General features: G+C 67.1%; 15 protein-coding genes and 1 pseudogene. 9 read left to right on the forward strand and 7 right to left on the reverse strand.

Annotation, left to right across the window (positions count from 1 at the left end; genetic code table 11):
- Positions 1-50: 50 nt before the first annotated feature.
- On the reverse strand, positions 51-2,396 hold the full coding sequence (gene clpA / locus WG902_RS03465; protein ID WP_340058521.1) for an ATP-dependent Clp protease ATP-binding subunit ClpA: 2,346 nt from the start codon (positions 2,394-2,396) through the stop codon (positions 51-53).
- Positions 2,397-2,451: 55 nt separating this feature from the next.
- Positions 2,452-2,811, reverse strand: a complete 360-nt coding sequence (gene clpS, locus WG902_RS03470) for an ATP-dependent Clp protease adapter ClpS (protein ID WP_340058522.1) — start codon at positions 2,809-2,811, stop codon at positions 2,452-2,454.
- Between the two features lie 241 nt (positions 2,812-3,052).
- Between clpS and WG902_RS03475 the strand changes: the two are divergent.
- Positions 3,053-3,250, forward strand: a pseudogene (locus WG902_RS03475) (cold-shock protein); the annotation flags it as partial.
- Positions 3,251-3,492: 242 nt separating this feature from the next.
- On the opposite strand, the gene WG902_RS03480 reads toward WG902_RS03475, so the two are convergent.
- The gene (locus WG902_RS03480) at positions 3,493-5,730 is read right to left on the reverse strand and encodes an NADP-dependent isocitrate dehydrogenase (RefSeq protein ID WP_340058523.1); all 2,238 of its coding nucleotides are present in this window, start codon (positions 5,728-5,730) and stop codon (positions 3,493-3,495) included.
- Positions 5,731-6,054: 324 nt separating this feature from the next.
- Positions 6,055-7,311: an NADP-dependent isocitrate dehydrogenase gene (gene icd, locus WG902_RS03485; protein WP_340058524.1), complete on the reverse strand. Its 1,257-nt coding sequence runs from the start codon at positions 7,309-7,311 to the stop codon at positions 6,055-6,057.
- 149 nt (positions 7,312-7,460) lie between these two features.
- On the opposite strand from icd, the gene WG902_RS03490 reads away from it, so the two are divergent.
- Both WG902_RS03490 and WG902_RS03495 read left to right on the forward strand, forming a co-directional pair.
- Entirely contained in the window at positions 7,461-7,670 is a 210-nt protein-coding gene (locus tag WG902_RS03490; protein WP_340058525.1) for a hypothetical protein, read from the forward strand.
- Between the two features lie 90 nt (positions 7,671-7,760).
- Positions 7,761-8,201 (forward strand): DUF192 domain-containing protein, encoded by a 441-nt coding sequence (locus tag WG902_RS03495; protein WP_340058526.1) that lies wholly within the window; start codon positions 7,761-7,763, stop codon positions 8,199-8,201.
- 105 nt (positions 8,202-8,306) lie between these two features.
- Here the strand turns inward: WG902_RS03495 and WG902_RS03500 are convergent, their stop codons facing one another.
- Positions 8,307-8,888: a superoxide dismutase gene (locus tag WG902_RS03500; protein ID WP_340058527.1), complete on the reverse strand. Its 582-nt coding sequence runs from the start codon at positions 8,886-8,888 to the stop codon at positions 8,307-8,309.
- Between the two features lie 42 nt (positions 8,889-8,930).
- Entirely contained in the window at positions 8,931-10,235 is a 1,305-nt protein-coding gene (gene xseA / locus WG902_RS03505; protein WP_340058528.1) for an exodeoxyribonuclease VII large subunit, read from the reverse strand.
- A gap of 347 nt (positions 10,236-10,582) precedes the next feature.
- Between xseA and WG902_RS03510 the strand changes: the two genes are divergently transcribed.
- The 6 genes from WG902_RS03510 (at position 10,583) to adk (ending at position 14,374) form a co-directional block, all read left to right on the forward strand.
- Positions 10,583-11,215 carry a MotA/TolQ/ExbB proton channel family protein gene (locus WG902_RS03510; RefSeq protein ID WP_340058529.1) on the forward strand — a complete coding sequence of 211 codons (633 nt, stop codon included), beginning with the start codon at positions 10,583-10,585 and terminating at the stop codon, positions 11,213-11,215.
- A 1-nt stretch (position 11,216) separates the two neighbouring features.
- Positions 11,217-11,645: an ExbD/TolR family protein gene (locus tag WG902_RS03515; RefSeq protein ID WP_340058530.1), complete on the forward strand. Its 429-nt coding sequence runs from the start codon at positions 11,217-11,219 to the stop codon at positions 11,643-11,645.
- A 4-nt stretch (positions 11,646-11,649) separates the two neighbouring features.
- On the forward strand, positions 11,650-12,648 hold the full coding sequence (gene lpxK, locus WG902_RS03520; RefSeq protein WP_340058531.1) for a tetraacyldisaccharide 4'-kinase: 999 nt from the start codon (positions 11,650-11,652) through the stop codon (positions 12,646-12,648).
- Positions 12,629-12,838, forward strand: a complete 210-nt coding sequence (locus WG902_RS03525; protein ID WP_340058532.1) for a Trm112 family protein — start codon at positions 12,629-12,631, stop codon at positions 12,836-12,838. Before lpxK ends, WG902_RS03525 begins: the two co-directional genes overlap by 20 nt.
- Complete coding sequence (kdsB, locus tag WG902_RS03530; RefSeq protein ID WP_340058533.1) at positions 12,835-13,596, forward strand: 3-deoxy-manno-octulosonate cytidylyltransferase; 762 nt, start codon at positions 12,835-12,837, stop codon at positions 13,594-13,596. The genes WG902_RS03525 and kdsB overlap by 4 nt, the downstream gene beginning before the upstream one ends.
- 124 nt (positions 13,597-13,720) lie before the next feature.
- The gene (adk, locus tag WG902_RS03535; protein WP_340058534.1) at positions 13,721-14,374 is read left to right on the forward strand and encodes an adenylate kinase; all 654 of its coding nucleotides are present in this window, start codon (positions 13,721-13,723) and stop codon (positions 14,372-14,374) included.
- Positions 14,375-14,388: 14 nt separating this feature from the next.
- Here adk and WG902_RS03540 read toward each other — a convergent pair whose 3' ends face one another.
- Positions 14,389-14,853 carry a DUF6152 family protein gene (locus WG902_RS03540; RefSeq protein ID WP_340058535.1) on the reverse strand — a complete coding sequence of 155 codons (465 nt, stop codon included), beginning with the start codon at positions 14,851-14,853 and terminating at the stop codon, positions 14,389-14,391.
- Positions 14,854-14,868 lie beyond the last annotated feature (15 nt).

The raw sequence follows: 14,868 nt of genomic DNA on the forward strand, positions 1-14,868 counted from the left end.
CGCCATGAAAAAGCCGCCCCGAGGGGCGGCTTCATCTTCAGGGGCGATGGTTATTGACCATCCGTGGAGATCTCCTCCGGCTCCGGCTTCGCCCCGCGTTCCTTCTTCGACAGCGGCTGGATGTCCAGCTGCACGTCGGACGTCTCGACACCCTTGTCGTCGGTCTTGACCTCGATGTCGACCGTGAGGCGGCCGCCTTCGGTGAGCTTTCCGAACAGCAGCTCGTCGGCCAGTGCACGACGGATCGTGTCCTGGATCAGGCGCTGCATCGGACGGGCCCCCATCAGCGGGTCGAAGCCCTTCTTGGCCAGGTGCTTGCGCAGGTTGTCCGTGAAGGTCACTTCCACCTTCTTCTCGGCCAGCTGCTGCTCGAGTTGCAGCAGGAACTTGTCGACGACGCGCAGGATGATCTGCTCGTCCAGCGGCTTGAAGCTGACCGTCGCGTCCAGGCGGTTGCGGAACTCGGGGGTGAACAGCCGCTTGATGTCGGCCATCTCGTCGCCCGGGCTGCGCTCGTTGGTGAAACCGATCACCGACTTGTTCATCGTCTCGGCGCCCGCGTTCGTGGTCATGATCACGATCACGTTGCGGAAGTCGGCCTTGCGCCCGTTGTTGTCGGTCAGCGTGCCATGGTCCATCACCTGCAGCAGCACGTTGAAGATGTCCGGGTGCGCCTTCTCGATTTCGTCGAGCAGCAGCACGGAGTGCGGCTTCTTGGTCACCGCCTCGGTGAGCAGCCCGCCCTGGTCGAAGCCGACGTAGCCGGGCGGCGCGCCGATCAGGCGCGACACCGCATGCCGCTCCATGTACTCGGACATGTCGAAGCGGATCAGCTCGATGCCCATGATGTAGGCCAGCTGCTTGGCCGCTTCCGTCTTGCCGACGCCCGTGGGGCCGGAGAACAGGAACGAGCCGATCGGCTTGTCGCCGCGGCCCAGGCCGCTGCGCGCCATCTTGACCGAGGCCGCCAGCACTTCCAGCGCCTTGTCCTGGCCGAACACCACCGACTTCAGGTCGCGCTCCAGGGTCTGCAGCTTGCCGCGGTCGTCGTTGGACACCGAGGCGGGCGGGATGCGCGCGATCTTGGCCACGATCTCCTCGACTTCGGCCTTGGAGATGGTCTTCTTGCGCTTGCCCACCGGCAGGATGCGCTGGGCCGCGCCGGCCTCGTCGATGACGTCGATCGCCTTGTCGGGCAGGTGCCTGTCGTTGATGTACTTCGCCGACAGTTCGGCCGCGGCCTGCAGCGCCGTGGCCGCGTACTTCACGCTGTGGTGCTCCTCGAAGCGCGACTTCAGGCCCTTGAGGATCTCGATCGTCTGCTCCACCGTCGGCTCGACGACGTCGACCTTCTGGAAGCGCCGCGACAGCGCCGCATCCTTCTCGAAGATGCCGCGGTACTCGGTGAACGTGGTCGCGCCGATGCACTTGAGCTGGCCGCTGGAGAGCGCCGGCTTCAGCAGGTTCGATGCGTCCAGCGTGCCGCCCGACGCCGCGCCGGCGCCGATGAGGGTGTGGATCTCGTCGATGAACAGGATCGCGTTGGGCTTGTCCTTCAGCGAGCGCAGCACGCCCTTCAGGCGCTGCTCGAAATCGCCGCGGTACTTGGTCCCGGCCAGCAGCGCGCCCATGTCGAGCGAATACACGCTGGAGTCGGCCAGGATGTCGGGCACGTCCTTCTGGACGATGCGCCAGGCCAGGCCCTCGGCGATGGCCGTCTTGCCCACGCCGGCCTCGCCGACCAGCAACGGGTTGTTCTTGCGGCGGCGGCACAGGATCTGGATCACGCGCTCGACCTCGTACTCGCGGCCGATCAGCGGATCGATCTTGCCGTCCTTGGCGGCCTGGTTCAGGTTGAGCGTGAACTGCTCGAGCGGCGACGCCTTCTCGTTCTTCTCGCCGCCCTCGCCCTCTTCGGACGAGGCGTTCTCGCCGCCCTTGGCGGGCTCCGGCGGGTCGCTCTTCTTGATGCCGTGGGCGATGTAGTTCACAACGTCCAGGCGCGTCACTCCCTGCTGGTGCAGGTAGTAGACGGCGTGCGAGTCCTTCTCGCCGAAGATCGCGACGAGCACGTTGGCGCCGGTCACTTCCTTCTTGCCGTTGCCGGTGGACTGCACGTGCATGATCGCGCGCTGGATGACGCGCTGGAAGCCCAGTGTCGGCTGGGTGTCCACGTCATCGGTGCCCGCGACCTGGGGCGTGTTGTCCTTGATGAAGTTCGCCAGCGACTTGCGCAGGTCGTCGATGTTCGCGCTGCATGCACGCAGCACTTCAGCCGCGCTGGGATTGTCCAGCAGGGCCAGCAAGAGATGCTCCACGGTGATGAACTCGTGGCGCTGCTGACGCGCTTCCACGAAGGCCATGTGGAGGCTGACTTCCAATTCCTGGGCAATCATGAGATTTCCTTCTGCCTGACGTTCAAAACTAGTCGTTCCTGCTTCTGAGTGTGGATCAGTCCACCGGTTCACTCACGCATTGCAGGGGATGCCCCGCCTGGCGGGCGGCCTCCTGCACTTGCTGGACCTTGGTGCCCGCCACGTCGCGGGAATAGACCCCGCAAGTGGCTTTTCCATCGAGGTGGATCTTCAGCATGATCTGCGTGGCCGTCTCCCTGTCCTTGTTGAAAAACTCCTGGATCACCACCACCACGAATTCCATCGGCGTGTAGTCGTCGTTCAACATGACGACCTGGTACATCTGCGGGGGCTTGGTCTTCTGGGTCTTACGCTCTGCGACCACCGAGTCGCCACTGTTGTCCGACGGCCGGATCGCCGGACCGGCCGGGGGCGGGAGAGGTGTCTTGCTGGCCATGAATTTCATTCTATCGACCGGCAATCGCGCCTGCCGACCCAAGGTGAATTGGAGGCGCTCCCGTCACATTCAAGCGACAAGCGCGACCGGTGCGCATTTTTCTCCCGGGAAATCGGGCCCGAAATGAAAGATTCGTTTGCTGACGCGCACTTGCGCTGCAGTAAGTGAAAATATTGACAGCTGAGCGTGGTTGCACGACACTCGCGCGCAGTTGAGGGAACAATAAACGGGGGCGCGCAGCATGGCGACCGGCACAGTCAAATGGTTCAACGATGCCAAGGGCTTCGGGTTCATCGAGCCCGACGGCGGCGGCTCGGACATCTTCGCCCATTTCTCGGCGATCACGATGGAGGGCTTCAAGACCCTCAAGCAGGGGTCGCGCGTGAGCTTCGACGTCCAGCAGGGCCCCAAGGGCCAGCTGGCGCAGAACATCACCGCCCAGCCCGGCGCCATCCAGACCCAGCCCGCCACCGGCGTGGAGCGGCCGCCGCGCCAGCCGAAGGTGCGCGCGCCGCAGTTCCATGCGGCAGGCGGCGGTCACGGCGGCGAGCACGCGCCCAAGCCCTAGGCAGCCTCGCATCCAGCGAAAAAGCCGCCCTTAGGCGGCTTTTCCAGCTTTTGCGGGTCCTGCCGGCCGGTGGCTCGTAGGCCGGGTTCGCCGCAGGCGACCCCGGCATCGCATCAGGACTGGAAAGCCTCCAGGGCGCTATTGAACGTCTTGCTGGGCCGCATCACCTCGGTCACCTTGTCGCGGTCCGGGAAGAAATAGCCCCCCACGTCCACCGGCTTGCCCTGCACGGCATTGAGCTCGTCGACGATCTTCTTCTCGTTGTCGGCCAGTGACTTGGCCAGCGGCGCGAACCGCTTCGCGAGGGCGGCGTCGTCGGTCTGCGCCGCCACCGCCTGCGCCCAGTACAGGGTCAGGTAGAACTGGCTGCCACGGTTATCGAGCTGGCCGGTCTTGGGCGACGGGCTCTTGTTGTTCTCGAGCAGCTTGCCGGTGGCGGCATCCAGTGCGTCGGCCAGGATCTTGGCCTTCTTGTTGCCGGTCTTGATGCCTTCGTCTTCCAGGCTCACGGCCAGCGCCAGGAACTCGCCGAGCGAATCCCACCGAAGGTGGTTTTCCTCCACCAGCTGCTGGACGTGCTTGGGAGCCGAGCCACCCGCGCCCGTCTCGTACATGCCGCCGCCGGCCATCAGCGGCACGATCGACAGCATCTTGGCGCTGGTGCCCAGCTCCATGATGGGGAACAGGTCGGTGAGGTAGTCACGCAGGATGTTGCCGGTGACGCTGATCGTGTCCAGGCCGCGGCTCACGCGCTCCAGCGTGAAGCGCATGGCGCGCGTCTGGCTCATCACCTGGATGTCCAGGCCCTTGGTGTCGTGTTCCTTCAGGTACCGCTCCACCTTCTTGCGGATCTCCGACTCGTGCGGCCGGTAGTTGTCCAGCCAGAACACCGCGGGCATGCCGGAGTTGCGCGCGCGCGTGACGGCCAGCTTGACCCAGTCGCGGATGGCGGCGTCCTTGGTCTGGCACATGCGCCAGATGTCGCCCTGCTCGACGTTCTGGGACAGCAGCACCTCGCCGGTGGCCAGGTCGGTGATATTGGCGACGCCGTCCTCCAGGATCTCGAAGGTCTTGTCGTGCGAGCCGTATTCCTCGGCCTGCTGCGCCATCAGGCCCACGTTGGGCACGGTGCCCATCGTCTTCGGGTCGAAGTTGCCGTGCCACTTGCAGAAGTTGATGATCTCCTGGTAGATGCGGGCGAAGGTCGACTCGGGGATGACGGCCTTGACTTCCTTCAGGCGGCCGTCGGCGCCGTACATCTTGCCGCCCGCGCGGATCATCGCCGGCATCGACGCGTCGACGATCACGTCGTTGGGCGAGTGGAAGTTGGTGATGCCCTTGGCCGAGTCCACCATCGCCAGCGCCGGGCGATTTTCCAGGCAGGCGTGCAGGTCGCGCTTGATCTCGTCCTGCTGCGACTGGGGCAACGTGGCGATCTTGTCGTACAGGTTGGCCATGCCGTTGTTCACGTTCACGCCGAGTTCGTCGAACAGCTTGCCGTGCTTGGCGAAGGCCTCCTTGTAGAAGGTGCGCACGGCGTGGCCGAAGACGATGGGGTGCGAGACCTTCATCATCGTCGCCTTGACGTGCAGCGAGAACATCACGCCGGTGTCCTTGGCGTCGTCGATCTGCTTCTGGTAGAAGGCCAGCAGCGCCTTCTTGCTCATGAACATCGAGTCGATGATCTCGCCTTCCATCAGCGGGACCCTGGCCTTCAGGACCTGGACCTTGCCGGACTTCGTGATCAGCTCCATCTTCACTTCGCGGGCCTTGTCGAGCGTCAACGACTTCTCGCTGGCGTAGAAGTCGCCGCCGACCATGTGGGACACGTGGGTGCGCGAGGCGGGGCTCCACTCGGCCATGCTGTGCGGGTGCTTGCGGGCGAATTCCTTCACAGCCCGGGGCGCGCGGCGGTCCGAGTTGCCCTCGCGCAGCACCGGGTTCACGGCGGAACCCAGCACCTTCGAATAGCGCCGGAGGATCGCCTTGTCCTCGTCGGTCTTCGGGTTCTCCGGGTACTCGGGAACCATGTAGCCCTTGGCACGCAACTCGCGGATGGCGCCGACCAGCTGGTTCTGCGAGGCGCTGATGTTGGGCAGCTTGATGATGTTGGCGTCGGGCTGCAGGGTCTTCTTGCCAAGCTCTGCGAGCGTGTTGGGCACCTTCTGCGCGTCCGTCAGGAAGTCCGGGAACTCGCCGAGGACGCGATGCGCCACCGAGATGTCGCTCTCGACCACCTCGATGTCGGCCGCCGCGGCGAAGGCGCGCACGATGGGAAGGAACGAGTGCGTGGCGAGGTACGGGGCCTCGTCGGTGAGCGTGTAGATGATCTTCGAACGGTCGGCAGCCAAGGGGATGTCTCTCAGGAAGGTTGGTCGGGGACGGCGGGGCGTCACGATGCAGCATGGCATTTTACGCCGTGGGAGTGGCCGGCAAAAAGCCGCCCGGAGGCGGCTGTGTTGGAGCATGGCGGGGTCGCTGCGCGAACCCGCCTTACGGGTCGCCGTGTCGCCGTGTCGGCGTGTCGGCGTGTCGGCGTGTCGGCGTGTCGGCGTGTCGGCGTGTCGGCGTGTGGCCGTGTGGCCGTGTGGCCGTGTGGCCGTGCCGCCGTGCCGCCGTGCCGCCGTGTCGGCGTGTCGGCGTAGGGCGGGTTCGCGTCAGCGACCCCGCCAGCGTCACATGTGGTCGATCATGACCTGCCCGAAACCCGAGCAGCTGACCTGCGTGGCGCCCTCCATCAGCCGGGCGAAGTCGTACGTGACCTTCTTCGACAGGATCGATTTCTCCAGCGAGGAGATGATCATGTCGGCCGCTTCGGTCCAGCCCATGTGCCGCAGCATCATCTCGGCCGACAGGATTTCGGAGCCGGGGTTCACGTAGTCCTTGCCCGCGTACTTGGGCGCGGTGCCGTGCGTGGCCTCGAACATGGCCACCGAGTCGCTCATGTTGGCGCCGGGGGCGATGCCGATGCCGCCGACCTGCGCGGCCAGCGCGTCGGAGATGTAGTCCCCGTTGAGGTTGAGCGTGGCCACCACGCTGTACTCGGCCGGGCGCAGCAGGATCTGCTGCAGGAAGGCGTCCGCGATGGCGTCCTTCACCACGATGTCCTTGCCGGTGCGCGGATTCCTGAACTTCATCCAGGGGCCGCCGTCAATCTCCACCGCCCCGAACTCCTTGCGCGCGAGCTCGTAGCCCCAGTCACGGAAGCCACCCTCGGTGAACTTCATGATGTTGCCCTTGTGCACCAGCGTCACCGAGGGCCTGTCGTTGTGGATCGCGTACTGGAAGGCCTTGCGCACCAGGCGCTGGGTGCCTTCGATCGACACCGGCTTGATGCCGATGGCCGACGTGTTCGGGAAGCGGATCTTCTTGACCCCCAGTTCCCTGGTCAGGAACTCGATGATCTTCTTGGCCTTGTCCGAGCTCGCCTCGTACTCGATGCCGGCGTAGATGTCTTCCGAATTCTCCCGGAAGATCACCATGTTGGTCTTCTCGGGCTCCTTCAGCGGCGAGGGCACGCCCTTGAAGTACTGGATCGGGCGCAGGCAGACGTACAGGTCCAGCTCCTGGCGCAGCGCCACGTTCAGCGAGCGGATGCCCCCGCCGACCGGCGTGGTCAGCGGCCCCTTGATCGACACGACGTACTCGCGGGCCGCAGCCAGCGTCTCGTCGGGCAGCCAGACGTCCGGGCCATACACCCTGGTGGCCTTCTCGCCGGCGAACATCTCCATCCAGTGGATCCTGCGCTTGCCGCCGTACGTCTTCTGCACGGCCGCGTCCACCACCTTGAGCATCACGGGCGTGATGTCGATGCCGGTCCCGTCGCCCTCGATGAAGGGAATGATCGGGTCGTCCGGCACGTTCAGCGACATGTCGGCGTTGACGGTGATCTTCCGGCCCTGCGTCGGGACCTTGATGTGCTGGTAGGCCATGGCGAAATTCTAGACCTCCCCGTGAATACCCTGATCGCCTGCGCGCGCGACGATGTCAACCTTATTGCTTCACCTGCCGTTACGGGTGAGCCTTCCGGGCGTTCCGGAGGGAAAACAGCGCCACAACATCCCAAAAAGGAACTTCCCTCATGAACAAGCTGATCGTCGCCTTGGTCGCCTCCTTCTTCGCCGTCTCCGGCTTTGCCGCCTCGCACGCCGGCGCACCGATGGCCGGCGCATCCGCCCCGGCCGCCGCCGCCTCCGGCTCCAAGAAGGCCGCCGACAAGAAGGCAGCTGACAAGAAGGCTGCCGACAAGAAGGCCGCCGCCTCCAAGAAGGCTGCTTCGGCCGCAAAGTAATCCCGACCCGGTCACCCGGATGCCCGCCGCGCGCGGGCATTTTTGCGTCCGCGCGCGACGCGCCCGGCCGTGCCCGCACACAATAGCGCCATGAAGAAGTTTCTAGCCATCGCACTCGCGGCCCTCGCCCTGGCCGGTGCCGCCCGGGCCGACGAGCCCCAGATGAACCTGCCGCGGGTGAAGCTCACCACCGGCATGCACGTGATCGACGCCCAGGTGGCGTCCACGCACCAGGAGCGCATGACGGGGTTGATGTTCCGCAAGGAGATGCCCCCGAACGAGGGCATGCTGTTCGTCTTCGAGGCGCCCAGCCAGCAGTGCTTCTGGATGAAGAACACCCTGCTGCCGCTGTCGATCGCCTTCGTGGCCGACGACGGCACCATCGTCAACGTCGACGAGATGAAGCCGCAGACGCTGGACTCGCACTGCTCGGCGCAACCGGTGCGCTACGTGCTGGAGATGAACACCGGCTGGTTCGCCCGCAAGGGCGTCAAGGCCGGTGCCAGATTGACGGGAACGCCGTTCCGTTGAGTCCGTCATCCCCGCGCAGGCGGGGAACCAGGGTTTCCAGAAAGAAAGGCCTGCGCGGCCCTTTCCTTTGACGCCCAGCATTCCCGCCTGCGCGGGAATGACGGGTCAACCGAAGTTCTTCGAAGCAAATTCCCAGTTCACCAGCTTGTCGAAGAAGGTCTCGACGAACTTCGGCCGGGCGTTGCGATAGTCGATGTAGTACGCGTGCTCCCACACGTCCACCGTCAGCAGCGCGCGGTCGGCGGTGGTCAGCGGCGTGCCGGCCGCCCCGGTGTTGACGATGTCCACGGTGCCGTCCGGCTTCTTCACCAGCCAGGTCCAGCCCGAGCCGAAATTGCCGACGGCCGACTTGACGAAGGCTTCCTTGAAAGCCTGGTAGCTGCCCCACTTGGCGTTGATGGCCTGCGCCAGCGCGCCCGTGGCTTCGCCGCCGCCGGCCGGCTTCATGCAGCTCCAGAAGAACGTGTGGTTCCAGATCTGCGCGGAGTTGTTGTAGATCGCGCCGGAGGACTTCTTGATGATGTCCTCGAGCTTCATGTTCTCGAATTCGGTGCCGACCTGCAGCTTGTTCAGGTTGTCGACGTAAGCCTTGTGGTGCTTGCCGTGGTGGTACTCCAGCGTCTCCTTCGAGTACGCGGGCGCCAGCGAATCGATGGGGTACGGCAGCGGGGGCAGGACATGTTCCATGGCTCTTCTTCCTCGGGGGGTTATGGTTCGGACGGCCCGATTCTAGGCACCATTCGGGGCGGAGGGCAGCACGCGCAGATCAACCTCGCCGTCGGCAAGGGCGGCGCGCACGTGCCGGCCGGCAGGCGCGTCGCGCGCGCTGGTGATCGCCTGCCCGCTCGCAGCGTCGGTCAGCAGTGCGTAGCCGCGCTGCAGAACCAGGCGGGGATCGAGCAGTTGCAGGCGCAGCTCGAAGCGCTCGCAGCGCCGGTGCGCATGCGCGATTCGCTCGGCCACGCGGGTGCGCACGTGCGCATCGGACGCCGCCACCGCGTCGCGGGCCCGCTGCAGGCGCACGGCCACGGCGTGGCGCAGGCGCTGCGCCTGGCGCTCGATGCGCAGGTGCTGCTGGGCGGTTCGCGCGGAGGGCCGGCCGAGGTGGGCCGCGGCCTGGTCGAGCCGCTGGCTGGCGCGGTCAACGCGGCGGAAGGCGGCCTCCTGCAGGCGCTCGTGCATCGTGCGCAACCCCGCCAGCCAGGTTTCCAGCGGCTGCGCGGCCAGCTCCGCGGCGGCAGTCGGCGTGGGGGCGCGCAGGTCCGCGCAGAAGTCCGCGATGGTGAAGTCGGTCTCGTGCCCGACGCCGCTGACCAGGGGCACCGGGCTGAGCACGATGGTGCGGGCGAGTTGCTCGTCGTTGAAGGCCCAGAGATCCTCGATCGAGCCGCCTCCGCGCACCAGCAGGATCACGTCGAGCTGGCCCTGCTCGGCCAGGCAGTACAGCGACTGCAGGCCGGCGACCAGTTCCGCCGGCGCGTGGGCGCCCTGGACCGCGGCGGGCGCCAGCACCACGGACACGTGCGGCGCCCGCCGGCGCAGGCAGGTCACCACGTCGTGCAGCGCTGCCGCACCCAGCGAAGTGACGATGCCGATGGCCCGCGGCAGCAGCGGCAGCGCGCGCTTGCGGGCGCCATCGAACAGGCCTTGCGCCTCCAGCGTCGCCTTCAAGCGCAGGAATTGCTCGAACAAGGCGCCCTGCCCGGCCCGGCGCATGCTCTCCACCACCAGCTGCAGGTCGCCGCGCTGTTCGTAGACGCCCAGGCGGCCGGTCACCTCCACCAGCTCGCCGTCGCGTGGCGAGAAGTCGAGCAGGCTGGCCGAGCGCCTGAACATCGCGCAGCGCACCTGCCCCTGCGCATCCTTCAGCGAAAAGTAGCAATGGCCGCTGGCGGCACGGGAAAAGCCCGTGACTTCACCGCGCACCGCGACGGGGTTGAAGCGCGACTCGAGCGCGTCGGCAACGGCGCGGCACAGCGCACCGACGGCCCATACGCGGCGGGCGATGCCCTGTGGTGGCCCTCCGTCCGTCATCAAAAGTCGAGCCTCTGCGGGTAAACCCCATGGAAATCCATCCACAGTAGGCGTGTACCAGTTGGAACACGCGCCAATGCCGCGCCGGCGCTGATTTTTCCGAGCAAGTCCTTGATTCTGAAAGGAAAATTCCTGCTCATTTGGTCATCGTTCTGTCACGTTCCAGTATTGGCGCGGGTCGCGGCGGCGTGGGGGGGTGCTTCTCAACAAAGTTATCCACAACTTTTGTGAGTGTCGTCCTACGGCCACGGCGTTGCGTCCTACAGTCCGCAACTCCGCGATAATCCGCCGCAGCGCAGCGACAAAACGCGCCCACAGCAGCAGTCGACCCGGCGGGAGTACCCTTTTTGCTTTCGATCATACAAGCCGCAGGCTGGCCCATCTGGCCACTCGTTGCCTGCTCCATCCTCGCCCTCGCCCTCATCTTCGAGCGCTTCCTGAGCCTGAAAACCGCGAAGATCGCCCCTCCGCGATTGCTGGACGAAGCGCTGGCCGTCTCGCGCAACTCGGTGCCTTCGCCCGACGTGGTCAAGCAGCTCGAGCAGAACTCTGCCCTGGGCGAGGTGCTGGCCAGCGGCTTCCGGGCCCTGAACTCCGACCCGCGCTGCACCGAGGCGGACCTGCGGGCAACCATGGAAAGCACCGGCCGCGCCGTCGCGCACCGGCTGGAACGCTACCTGACGGCGCTCGCGACCATCGCATCGGCCGCGCCGCTGCTCGGGCTGCTGGGCACCGTGATCGGCATGATCGAGATCTTCGGGTCGCAATCGCCCACCGGCGGGACCTCCGGCGGCAATCCGGCGCAACTGGCCCACGGCATCTCGGTGGCCCTCTACAACACGGCGTTCGGGTTGATCGTCGCGATCCCCGCGCTGATCTTCTGGCGCTACTTCCGCGCCCGCGTGGACGACTACCTGCTGACACTGGAGCTGTCTTCGGAGCGCTTCGCCCGGCACCTGAACCACCTGCGCGGCCGCTGAAATGAACTTCCGCCCGCGCGCCAAGGAAGAGCCGGAGATCAACCTGATCCCCTTCATCGACGTGCTGCTGGTGGTGCTGATCTTCCTGATGCTCACCACCACGTACAGCAAGTTCACCGAGATGCAGCTGAAGCTGCCCGTGGCGGACGTGGACGCGCAGCGGGACTACCCGCGCGAAGTGGTGGTCGCCGTCTCCGCGGACGGCCGCTACATGATCAACCGGCAGCCGGTCACCGGCCGCAGCATCGAGGCCCTGGCGCAATCGCTGGCGGAAGCCGCCAAGGCCGGCAAGGACTCGGTGATCATCATCAGCGCCGACGCCACGGCGACCCACCAGTCGGTGATCACGGTGATGGAAGCGGCGCGCCGCATCGGCCTGACGCAGATCACTTTCGCCACCCAGTCCTCCGCGACTGCCGGGAGCAGGTAGCCCCATGCGGCAGGCGCTGCAGCGCGCCTGGTTGCGCCGCGGGCTGCTGGCGTGGCTGCTGCTTCCCCTGTCCGGCCTCTACGGGGCCGTCGCCCTGCTGCATCGCATGCTTTATCGGTCGGGCCTGCGTCGCTCGCAACGGCTGCCGGTGCCCGTGGTTATGGTCGGCAATGTGGTCGCCGGCGGCGCTGGCAAGACGCCGGTGGTGATGGCGCTGCTTGCGCACCTGCGCGAACGCGGCGTCGCGGCGGGCGTGGTGTCGCGTGGCTACGGCCGCAGCGGCGCCGACGCGATCGAGGTCCACGCTGGCGACGCAGCGCAGCGCACCGGCGACGAGCCGCTGCTGGTCAAGCGCAGCTGCGGCGTGCCGGTGTTCGTGGCCGGCCGCCGCGCCGACGCCGCCCTGGCCCTGTTGCGCGCGTATCCCGCCACGCAGGTCATCGTCAGCGACGACGGGCTGCAGCACCACGCCCTGGCGCGCGACATCGAGGTGTGCGTGTTCGACGCCCGCGGCACCGGCAACGGCTGGCTGTTGCCGGCCGGCCCCCTGCGGGAGGCCTGGCCCCGCCCGGTGGACCTGGTGCTGGCGCATGGCGGCCCGCCCGGCATCGCAGGGCATGTGCTGCAACGCAAGCTCGCGGCGCATGCGGTGCGGGCGGATGGCTCGCGATGCAGCCTCGGTGGACTGGCCAGCGCCGGCGATATCCACGCAGTGGCAGGCATCGCGCAGCCGGAGAGCTTCTTCGCGATGCTGCGCGAAGCCGGCGTGGCGCTCGCGCAAACGCACGCCCTGCCGGACCATCACGACTTCGACGCGGGCTTGCCGCTTCCGGCCGATGCCACGCTGGTCTGCACCGAGAAGGACGCAGTGAAACTCTGGCGCAGCCGCCCCGACGCCTGGGCGGTCCCGCTGCAGGTGACCTTGCCGGCGGCATTCATCGCCGCATTCGATCGCCTGCTCGATGCGCGGCTATCATCCGCGCATGGATCCCCGCCTGCTTGAGCTGCTCGTCTGCCCCGTGACCAAGGGCCCGCTCGACTTCGACCGCGAGCGGCAGGAACTGTTGTCGCGCAGCGCCCGGCTCGCGTACCCGGTGCGCGACGGCATCCCGGTGCTGCTGGAGGAAGAGGCGCGCACGCTCAGCGACGAGGAACTCGAGCGCATGCCGGCGCGCACGCCGCTCGTGTCGTGAGCTTCACGGTCCTGATCCCTGCGCGGCTGTCCTCCACCCGCCTGCCCGACAAGCCGCTGGCCGACATCGGCGGCCTGCCGATGGTGGTGCGCGTCGCCCAGCGCGCGGAGCAATCGTCGGCCGCCCAGGTGGTCGTCGCGGCCGACAGCAAGCGCATCGCCGACGCCTGCAGCGCCCATGGCGTGCGCGTGGTGCTGACGAAACCGGAGCACCCGTCGGGCAGCGATCGCCTGGCGGAAGCGTGCGACCAGCTCGGCCTGGCCGGCAACGACGTCGTCGTCAACGTGCAGGGCGACGAGCCCTTGATCGACCCCGGCCTGATCGACGCCGTCGCCGGCCTGCTGCGCGATCGTCCGCAGGCCAGCATGAGCACCGCCGCCCATGCGATCGACGACCTGGCGGAGTTCCTGAATCCGAACGTGGTGAAGGTGGTGCTGCAGGCCGACGGGATGGCGCTGTACTTCAGCCGCGCACCCATCCCCTGGTCGCGCGACGCTTTCGCACAGGGCATCACCACGCTGCCGGCGCCGGCCCCGCTGCGCCACATCGGCATCTACGGTTACCGCGCCGGGTTCCTGCGCGATTTTCCCCGCATGCCGCAGGCGCCGGTGGAGGCGTGCGAAGCGCTCGAGCAGCTGCGCGCGCTGTGGCACGGACACCGGATCGCGGTGCACGTGAGTGCCGTCGCGCCCGGTCCCGGCGTCGATACGCCGCAGGACCTCCAGCGGGTGCGCGCGCTGTTCGCGGCAGGGCGCTGAAGGCCCGCGCGCAGGGTTGCCGCGAGGGGGTGCATGCTATCCTCTGCGCCATCAGGCGCGACGGCCGGCCACCCTGCGGCCGCGGCCCGCAGTGCCGCGCGAATCCAACCCATTCGAGGACTTCATGAGACTGATCCTGTTGGGCGCCCCCGGCGCCGGCAAAGGCACGCAGGCAGCCTTTCTTTGCCAGAAATACGGCATCCCGCAGATCTCCACCGGCGACATGCTCCGCGCCGCGGTGAAGGCCGGCACGCCGCTCGGGATCGCCGCGAAGAAGGTGATGGATTCGGGGGCCCTGGTCAGCGACGACATCATCATCGGCCTGGTCAAGGAACGCCTGGCGCAGCCGGATTGCGCCAGGGGATTCCTGTTCGACGGTTTCCCGCGCACGATCCCGCAGGCCGAAGCGATGAAGCAGGCCGGCGTGAAGCTCGATTGCGTGCTCGAGATCGACGTGCCGTTCGACGCGATCGTCGAGCGCATGAGCGGCCGCCGCTCGCACCCCGCGTCGGGCCGCACCTACCACGTCAAGTTCAACCCGCCCAAGACCGCGGGCGTCGACGACGTCACCGGCGAGCCGCTGATCCAGCGGGACGACGACAAGGAAGAAACGGTGCAAAAGCGCCTGGCGGTGTACGCCGCCCAGACGCGCCCGCTGGTGGAGTACTACGCCAACTGGGCCAAGGCCGATCCGAAGAACGCGCCGGTGGTCCGCAGGATCGACGGCCTGGGCAGCGTCGAGGACATCACCGCGCGCGCCCTGCAGGCGCTGGCGTGATCACGCCGGGCTGATCACGCCGGGCTGGAACGCAGGCCGTACACCTGCCCGCCCACGTACAGGTACTCCGCGCGCACCACCGCTTCGCCTTTCGGGTCCTGCAGCGTGTAGCCGAGGACCCCCACCGTGGTGCCCACCGCGATCGGCTCGACCTTCCAGGCCGACAGCCGCGTGAGTGGCGCCAGCTCCACCTCCCACTTGCGCTCCTTGCGCGTCGGCGCGATCGCCTTGGCCAGCAAGGTCTTGCCGTCGATGCTGGCGGACTGCGCGGGAACCGCCCGCGTCGCCACGCCGGCGGGCAGCTTGTAGTCGGCGGGCAGCTCCACGATCAATTCGGCGTGCGGGTTTTGCCACTTCACGGAAACCACGCGGCCCTCGATGAACACCGGCTGGTCGGTGTTGAAGCTGCTCCAGCCGTGATGGGCGCGGGCGGCGAAAGGTGCGGCCAGTGCGGCCACGAGGCAGGTACGGCGTTTCATCGGGCGATCTCCTTC

It is taken from the genome of Ramlibacter sp. PS3R-8 (assembly GCF_037572435.1).
GTDB lineage: Bacteria > Pseudomonadota > Gammaproteobacteria > Burkholderiales > Burkholderiaceae_C > Ramlibacter.